At 70.9% G+C, this 8,812-nt stretch carries 6 protein-coding genes; 3 read left to right on the plus strand and 3 right to left on the minus strand.

Annotation, left to right across the window (positions count from 1 at the left end):
- The first annotated feature begins 4 nt into the window (after positions 1-4).
- The gene (gene hisS / locus QM708_RS16650) at positions 5-1,330 is read left to right on the plus strand and encodes a histidine--tRNA ligase (RefSeq protein WP_415111169.1); all 1,326 of its coding nucleotides are present in this window, start codon (positions 5-7) and stop codon (positions 1,328-1,330) included.
- A 5-nt stretch (positions 1,331-1,335) separates the two neighbouring features.
- Here the strand turns inward: hisS and QM708_RS16655 are convergent, their stop codons facing one another.
- Positions 1,336-2,943 (minus strand): DUF222 domain-containing protein, encoded by a 1,608-nt coding sequence (locus QM708_RS16655; RefSeq protein ID WP_415111172.1) that lies wholly within the window; start codon positions 2,941-2,943, stop codon positions 1,336-1,338.
- A gap of 417 nt (positions 2,944-3,360) precedes the next feature.
- On the opposite strand from QM708_RS16655, the gene QM708_RS16660 reads away from it, so the two are divergent.
- On the plus strand, positions 3,361-5,064 hold the full coding sequence (locus QM708_RS16660; RefSeq protein ID WP_415111175.1) for an ABC-F family ATP-binding cassette domain-containing protein: 1,704 nt from the start codon (positions 3,361-3,363) through the stop codon (positions 5,062-5,064).
- A 176-nt stretch (positions 5,065-5,240) separates the two neighbouring features.
- Here the strand turns inward: QM708_RS16660 and QM708_RS16665 are convergent, their stop codons facing one another.
- Complete coding sequence (locus QM708_RS16665) at positions 5,241-6,194, minus strand: hypothetical protein (protein ID WP_415111178.1); 954 nt, start codon at positions 6,192-6,194, stop codon at positions 5,241-5,243.
- A gap of 50 nt (positions 6,195-6,244) precedes the next feature.
- Here QM708_RS16665 and QM708_RS16670 point away from each other — a divergent pair, with 50 nt between their 5' ends.
- A complete protein-coding gene (locus tag QM708_RS16670; protein ID WP_415111181.1) occupies positions 6,245-6,577 on the plus strand; it encodes a hypothetical protein in 333 nt (110 codons plus the stop codon).
- Here QM708_RS16670 and QM708_RS16675 read toward each other — a convergent pair.
- Positions 6,558-8,812: efflux RND transporter permease subunit (locus QM708_RS16675; RefSeq protein WP_415111184.1), on the minus strand; the 2,255-nt coding region annotated here is incomplete at its 5' end. The genes QM708_RS16670 and QM708_RS16675 overlap by 20 nt on opposite strands.

Here is an 8,812-nt window from a genome sequence, read left to right on the forward strand (position 1 = left end):
AACAATGCGACCCAAGCCACTGTCCGGATTTCCCGAGTTCCTGCCGTCTGGGCGGATCGTCGAGCAGGCCGTCCTCGACTCGCTGCGCGAGACCTTCGAACTGCACGGCTTCGCCTCGATCGAGACCCGCGCCGTCGAGACGATGGACGCCCTCACTCGCAAGGGCGAGATCACCAAAGAGGTCTACGTCGTCCGCCGTCTACACGCCGCCGAAGGCGAATCCGGTGACGACCTCGGGCTGCACTTCGACCTGACCGTGCCCTTCGCGCGCTATGTGCTGGAGAACGCCGGGCACCTGGTGTTCCCGCTGAGGCGCTACCAGATCCAGAAGGTGTGGCGCGGCGAGCGGCCGCAGGAGGGCCGCTACCGCGAGTTCACCCAGGCCGATATCGACATCGTCGGCGAGAACACGCTGGCGGCACACCACGACATCGAGGTGGCGCTGGTGATGCTGGAGGCGCTGGAGGCGCTGCACACCCGCTTCGGCGTCCCGCCCGTGGTGATGCACGTCAACAACCGCAAGCTCGCCGAGGGCTTCTACCGCGGCCTCGGCGTCGAGGACCACATGGCCGTCCTGCAGCGCGTCGACAAGCTCGACAAGATCGGTCCGGACGCCGTGCGCACCCTGCTGGTCAACGAGGTAGGCCTGAGTGTCGCGGACGCGGACAAGTGCCTGGAGTTGGCCACGATCTGCACCGCCGACACGTCCTTCGTGGAGCGGGTGCGTGCGCTGGGCGTCGAGCACCCGTTGCTGGATGAGGGCCTGGCCGCCTTGGCGGACGTGGTCGCGGCGGCGTCCGTCGCCGTGCCCGGACGTCTGGTCGCCGACCTGAAGATCGCCCGCGGCCTCGACTACTACACCGGAACGGTCTACGAGACCGAGATGGCGGGCTTCGAGTCGCTCGGCTCGATCTGCTCGGGCGGCCGCTACGACGCGCTGGCCTCCGACGGCAAGCGCACCTGGCCCGGCGTCGGCATCTCGGTGGGGGTGAGCCGCATCCTGGTGCCGCTGATCGCCAAGGGCGCGTTGACGTCGTCGCGTTCGGTGCCCACCTGCGTGCTGGTGGCCGTGGACGCCGAGGACACCCGCGGCGCTGCGATGGCGACCGCCGCCCGGCTGCGCGCGCGGGGCATCTCGTGCGAGGTGGCCCCCAAGGCGGACAAGTTCGGCAAGCAGATCCGCTACGCCGACCGCCGCGGGATCCCCTACGTGTGGTTCTCCGACGGTTCGGTGAAGGACATCCGCTCCGGCGAACAGGTCCCCGCCGACGCCGACACCTGGTTCCCCCCGGACGCCGACCTGCGCCCGCTGGTCGCACCGCGCGGCTGAGGCGCTCAGTACGGGGGAGGGGGTTCCTTCTCCGTGATCGGGACAACGTCTGCGCGAGCGACAGGAGCTCGGTCACGAGTGGTCGGTGGTGGGCGGCGTCCGGCCTGGGCGCCGCCGAGGGACCGGATCTTGGTGTGGTGCGGATCACGTCCGAGCGGGATCGTGCCGGCCGGTGCCACCATGTAGCGGTAGCCGGCGCGCGATCGCCAGAAGAAGACGCCCGGCTCCGGCTGGCTGAGTTGCCACCGACCATGCGTCTTCGCGCGATGCACGGTGATACCCAGTGGTCCCAAATTGTCGGCGCGGGTCTGCGGTGCTCGTTCCGCAGGGTCGTACGAGAGCGCGTGATCATACGGAACGGTGTGGTGGAGTTGGCACCCGCGCGACGGCCGGGCCGACCACGGGAACACCTCGACCGGATTCCGGGCGATGACATGTTCGCGCAGCCGATCAGGAACCTCGTACCGGTCGACGGTGGGCGGCTGGTTCAGGTCGATGACGGGGCGCACGGTGACGTGGCATCCGTTCAGCAACTCCCGCAGGGTGCCGACCGGGACCGCGCCGTGTCCCTCGACACGAGCGACGCCACTGCCCTGCCCCTCGGGGTGGGTGAGGCCGCTGCCGTGCCCCTCGGGGTGGGTGACGGCGCCACCGTGCGCCGGGGAGGGCGTGACGTCGTCGGCATGCAGGTGCAGGTACAGGTTGACCCGGGGCCTGAGCTTCTCCGGATCTATGCGTCGCACAGGGCCGCCCGCACCAGCCGCCACCTCCATGCCGGTCGCGAGTTCAGGTGCCGTGGCAGCCGGACCACCCGAGTGATCCTCCAGGAATGCGGCGGCCAGGTGCGGAACAGCGAGCATCGCCAAAGCGGTCGCGCGGCGCTGCTGACGGTCGCGCGTGTCGCCATCGGTGGCCAGCAGTTCAGCGATGCGGGCGACCTGGGCCTCCAGCGACAGACCTTCGGCTCCATCGAGTCGCGCACTCATGTCAACGACCCCACGGTTCGTCAGCGTGACCCAGACCCCTCGGCGTTCGCGCGCCTCGGCAGCCCTGCGCGCGGCCAATCCGGGATCGACCCGCACGATCAGCCCCTTGAGCAGCCGGCGCGCCCGCGGCCATCCCAACAGCCCGACCGCGGAGGCCAGCTCACGATCAAGCCGCAAGCTCGCCTCCAGCCCGAGCCCGGCAGCGGACGCCTCGCGCGCGACCGCGACGGCCTGCCACGCCTCCAGGCGGTGCTCGTGGATCACGGCGTCCCACAGCAGCGGGTGCCGATGCCGCAGGTTGAGCGCGTCTGCGATCTTCGCCGTGGCGCTGCCGGTGCTGCAGCCGAGAATGCCGGCCAGTTCGAGCGCGAGGAACTCCCCGACGTGCGGTGTGCCGTCCGCCCCACCGGGCACCCACCGCTCGCCGCCGAGTACGGCACCACGCGACCGTACCGGCGCCTCCATCAGGCACGCGTCCAGCGGCGGATCCTCGTACAGGTCGGACTCGATGATCTCGTACTCATCGCACGCACGCGCGATCAGCGCGATCTCACGCGACGCCGCCATGGAACGGACGCGGGTGGTCTCGACCAGCTCATCGAACACATCCTGCTCGCCCTCGGCCACGCTCGGAACCGACCAGCGATCGTGTGACGACCCGGCGCCAGTCGCGGACGACGGACTGACGGCCCTCTCGAAGGGAGCCTCACGTCGCGTCGTGATCATCTCGTCCATGACCCAAGCCTGCCGGTCGCCTCCGACATTTTTTGGCCGGATGATTGCCCCAACGACCTCGCAAAGATTACGACAAGATAACGATATCGGCGGGCCGAGGACGGCCAAAACAGCAAGACCACCGACCGCGCCAGTCATTGCTGCTCGGCGTCGACTTGCCGGATGCGGCCAGCCCGGGGATCATGGAGGCGTCCTATTGCCGACGAGAGGCCTTGAGATGACTGATCTCGACACCAGCCGCTAACCCGCGCTGTCCGTCGAGCCTGGCTTTGGCGCAGCGCATCCGCTCGCTGATTGTCGGGAGTCCTCATGTCCTCATCTCGTTTCGTTGCACCCTCGTCCACGCCGCACGCACGCGCCACCTCGCCCGCCGTCACCTTGGCGGCGTTGACCTTCGCCTACCCCGGCGCCGCCCGCGTCCTCGACGGCCTGAGCGCCACCTTCGGCGCGGGCCGCACGGGGCTGGTCGGCTCGAACGGTGTCGGCAAGTCCACCTTGTTCCGGCTGATCGCCGGTGAGTTTCGCCCCACCAGCGGTTCGCTCACGGTGCACGGCGGCGGACCGGTCGGCTACCTGCCGCAGACCCTGACGCTGCGCACCGACGCGACGGTGGCCGATCTGCTCGGCGTCCGGCCCACCCTCGACGCCCTCGCGGCGATCGAACGGGGCGAGATCGAACCCGAGCTGTTCGACACGGTCGGCGACGACTGGGACATCGCCGAGCGCTCGATCGCCCGCCTGGACGCGGTGTCCAGCTCGCTCGTGGGCGCCGACGTGCTCGACCGTCCGGTGGCGACCCTGTCGGGCGGCGAGACGATCCTGGTCGCGTTGCTGGGCCTGGAGTTGGCCCGCACGCCGGTCGTCCTGCTGGATGAGCCCACCAACAACCTCGACGCGGACGCCCGCGCCCGCCTGTACGCGCTCGTGGACGGCTGGCGCGGCGCGCTGATCGTGGCGAGCCACGATGTCGCCCTGCTGGACCGGATGGACGCCACCGCCGAACTGCGCGCCGGCTCGTTGACCGTGTTCGGGGGCGGGTTCTCGGCGTTCTGTGAGGCGCTGGCCGTCGAACAGGACGCCGCCCGCCAGGCCGTCCGCACCGCCGAGCAGCGGCTGCGCGCCGAGAAGCGGCAACGGATCGAGGCGCAGACCAAGCAGTCCCGTTCCGAACGGCAGGGCAAGGCCCGGGCCACCAAGGGCGAGGCGCGCATCGCGATGGATTGGCGGCAGAATCGCGCCGAGAAGTCGCAGGCGGGCAACCGCCAGCTGCAGGCCGCCCGCGAGGCCGAAGCAGCCTCCGCGCTGGCGGACGCCGAGGCCCGCCTGCGCGCCGACGACCGGCTGCGTCTGGAGTTGCCCGACCCGGGGGTGGGTTCCGGACGCCGCCTCGCCGAACTGCGGGGCACGAACGGCGCGATCGTCCTGGCCGGGCCGGAACGGATCGGGTTGGTCGGGGCGAATGGCGTCGGCAAGACGACCTTGCTCCGCTCACTGGCCGAGGGGCGTCCGTCGCACCTGGAGGCGTCCGCGGTCGCCTTCACCGAGCGGATCGGCTACCTCGCGCAGCGCCTGGACGGGCTCGACGATGCGGCGTCCGCGCTGGCCCAGGTGGGCGCCGCCGCACCACACGTGCCCGATCGGGAGCTGCGCAACCGGCTGGCCCGGTTCGGCCTGGCCGGCGACCTCACCGTGCGCCCCGTGGGCGCGCTGTCCGGTGGCGAACGATTCCGGGTCGCGCTGGCGCGCGTCCTGCTCGCCGACCCGCCCTGCCAACTGCTGGTGCTGGATGAGCCGACCAACAACCTCGACCTGAGCACGGTGGATGCCCTGGTGGACGCCGTGGCGTCCTATCGCGGCGGACTGCTGGTGGTCAGCCACGACCAGGCGTTCCTGGACCGCCTGAACCTCGACCGCACCCTGCGCCTGACCGCCGATGCCGAACTCCTCGACGCAGACCGGCCCGCATCCGAGGACGAGGGTCCCTCACCCCATGACCCGGTAGACCCGTCATGATCAGAAGCACCCAGCAGGGGGTTCGCCCCGCTGGGCACGGACCGATGGGTCATGATGTCCTCGTGGTCACGCCGAATGAGATGGATGAGCTCCTGGCGGAGTTGGCGGACGCCGCCCTGGATCCGATCGGCGAAGGACAGGTCCTGAACCGGATACGGGTCTGGGATGCACCGACGCTACTGCTCGCCGACGAGCGAGCGCGGAAAGGGTCGTGGTGGTGGCGATCCGGCGGCGCAACCGAGCAGGCGATGATAGGCCTGATGGACCGGAAGGGAGGCCGGCTCGCGACCTGGCTGGCCAGCCTCGGACGAGATGGCTACGCGCGGGAACGCGCCGTGCGACGCCTTGCCGTCGATCCCCACCCCGAGGCGGACCGATTCTTGGCCCTCCGCCTCACAGACCCGGTGGAGGTGATCCGGTCCGCGGCCTGGCCAGCGCTGGAGCGCCGGCTCAGCGCAGAGCAGGCTGACGCCGTCACGCCCCTGCTGGTACGGGCTGAGGGAAGGCTCCGAGGTGCGGGCGCGATCGAGTGCTATGCGGACGCCTTCGCGCGCACCCAGGGCGCCGCGCTGTGGACGGTGCTCCTCGCGCACGCCGACCGGCCCACGCGGCGCTGGGGGTTCGCCACCGCGGTCGAGGCGGGCAGCATCGAGCCGTCCGCGGCCGTCACCATGCTGGAGCGCGAGACCGATCAGTGGGTGGCCTCGCACCTGGTGCGCACCGTCGTGGATTCCGCCGACCCGGCAGTGATCCGGCGTCTGTTGGCGTCCCGGCAAGCGGTGGCTCGTGCCGCCGCGCTGGAGTCGCTTCCGGATGACGAATTGGACGATGCGGTCCTCGCAGCGGCGCTGTTTCACCAAGCGGTGCGCGTGCGGGCCGCGGCACGCGAACGAGCGCTGGCGCGCGGCATCCCGGCCGGGTCGCTGTACCGGCGGGCGTGGGACGAACGCCGCGATCCGCGCGGGCTGCTGGGCGCCGCCGCATGCGGCGAGATCATCGGTGCGGACGAACTCAGAGACGGCCTGCGCGACGCCGACCCGCGGGTGCGCTCGGCCTGCGCCCGCCTGTTGACCAACGACGTCGAGCGAGACGATCTCCCGATGCTGTGGACGCTCCTCGACGATCCCCATCCGGGTCCCGCGCGGGCGGCGACCGATGCGCTGGCGGCGCGGGACGGCCTGTGGGCCTATATCAGGACGCCGCCGCGCTGTGGGCGTCCGCGGACGCCGTCAAACGCTGCCGTCTGTGGCGGCTGCTGCGGAACCGCGGCGGGTGGGACCGCGTCCGTGCCGGCCTGCTGGCCGCCGGCGACGCCGACGCAGCCGTCCACGGCCTGGGCCTGGCCGACCTGCATGCCTGGGCCGAGTCCGCCGCCGCACGCATGTGGCGTGCGCCGGACGCCGCCGCACTCGCCGGCATCCGGCAGGCACTCCAGACCGGCGCCGTCGGGCGTGAGTTGGGTGAGGCGATCGCGTTTCGCGCCGGCCTGCCCGCTACGCCGGTGCGTCGCTAGCCTGGCCGGCCGCGTGCGCCGCACGCCGGGCGTCCCGCCGGCCGCGGCGGCGTTCGCGTCCGGTCTCGAGCAGGTCGTACAGCACCGGCACCAGGATCAGGGTCAGCAGCGTCGAGGTCACCAGGCCGCCGATGACGACGATCGCCAGCGGGCGCGAGATGAACACGCCGCCGCCGGTGAGGCCCAGACCCATCGGCACCAGCGCGAAGATGGTGGCCAGCGCCGTCATCACGATGGGGCGCAACCGCAGTTTGGCGCCGTCCTGAATCGACTCCGCAACCCCGGCTCCGGCGGCGCGGCGCTGGTTGATCAGGTCGATCAGCACGATCGCGTTGGTGACCACGATGCCGATCAGCATCAGCAGGCCGATCATGCTGGGCACGCCCAGCGGGGTGTCGGTCAGCAGCGACAACCCGAGCGCGCCGGTCGCCGCGAACGGCACCGATACGAGCAGGATCAGCGGTTGCAGCAGCGAACCGAAGGTGCCGACCATGATCAGGTACACCACGAACACGGCGATCGCCATCGCGAGCCCGAGGTCGCGGAACGAATCGGCCTGCTGTTGTGACACGCCGCCGATGCGCACCGAGACGCCCTCAGGCAGGTCGAGCGAGGCTAGCCCGGCGTTGAGGGCGGTGGTGATGCCACCCAGGTCGTTCACCTCAGAACTCGCGGTCACCGTCGCCGCGCGGACGCCGTCCACGCGGGTGACCACGCCGGGGGCCTGCACGACGGCGACGTCCGCCACGGCGTCCAGGCGCACCGCCTTCGCGATGGCATCGGCCGCCTGTTTGCCCGCGTCGGTCAGTTCCTGCTGCTTGGCTTGGGCCTCCAGCTGGGCTGCGCGCGACTCGGCCAGCCCCTCGAGCTGCTTGTCGATCGACTCGACCCCCGCCTTCGAGGACGCCGCCGCGGCCGCGAGCTGCGCGGCCTGGGCCGACACACCCTGGATCTGCTGGGTCAGCGCGAACACGCTCGCCGTCACCGCCGGATCCTGCGGGTTCGGGTTCTGCTGCACCAATTCGAGCTGCTGCTGCAAGCCGGCCAGCGTCGCCTTGGCCTGTTCGGCTTGCGCCTCCAAATCGGACGCCGCCCGCTCCGCCTGCGCGCGACCGTCCCGCAGCGCCTGAACCTGCTCGTTGTAGGCGTCGAGCGCCTTCGCCTTCGATTCCTCCTGCAGCCGCTCGGAACGCTTGGTCACCTCGTCGGCGGCGTCCTGCTTGGCATGCGCGTTCATCAACTGGGTGACCGGCAGTGGCAGGCCCTTCAGCTCCTCCAGTGAGCCGACCGGCGCATTCGTGCGCAGGTACACCGGTAGCGTCGAGTCGCCCTTGGCCATGGTGCCGATCTGCTGACCGCGCAACGCACGCGCGACCGCCTGACCGACCGAGGCAGAGGTCATGCCGAGGTCGGCGGCGTACTGCGGGGAGACGTCGACCGAGATCATGTCGCGCGAGGTGGCCAGGTCGCTGGTCACGTTGCTCAGGCCGTCGATGCCGCGCATCATGCCCATGACCGCCTCGTTGGCGCGGGTGAGCTGCTCGGGATCGGAGCTCTCGACGTAGACGACGATGCCTTCCTGACCGCTGCTCGCACCGACCGACACCTCAAGTGTGCCTGCCTCGGCCTCGAGCTTGCTCAGCTTGTCGCGCAGCCGCTGCCTGACCGTGGTCGCGTCCGCTCCGGGCACCAGCGGCACGGTGAAGCTTGCCTCGTTGGTGTCGGACTGTCCGCCCATGAACAGCGACGAGCTGCCGCCGATGGTGGTGGTGTAGGTCTGGACGTCCGCATCGGCCGCCAGCACCTCCTCGACGCGTCGGGCGGCGGCGTCGGTACCCGACAGGCCGGTGCCGAGGGGAAGTTCCTGACTGATGCTCAGGCTTTCGGTTCCCATCGAACCGATGAAGTCGGTCTTCAGGCGGCCGACCAGCCCCATCGTGCCGGCGAAGATCGCCATTGCGATGCCGACGGTCAGCCAGCGGTGTGCCAGCGACCAGTTCAGCACGGGCAGGTAGGCGCGGTGCAGCCAGCCGTCGGTGTCCTCGTCATCGGACGCCTTCGGCGCGGAGGCGGTCGCAGCACCGGGCTCGCCGGACAGTGCGGCGTCCGCCACCCGGCTCGGGGCGGGGCGCATGAACACCGAGGCGAGCGCCGGAACCACGGTGAGCGACACGAACAGCGACGCGGCCAGCGCCACCACCGCGGCGACCGCGAACGGCCGGAACACCTCACCGG

The organism is Propioniciclava sp. (assembly GCF_047602245.1).
Lineage (GTDB): Bacteria > Actinomycetota > Actinomycetes > Propionibacteriales > Propionibacteriaceae > Propioniciclava.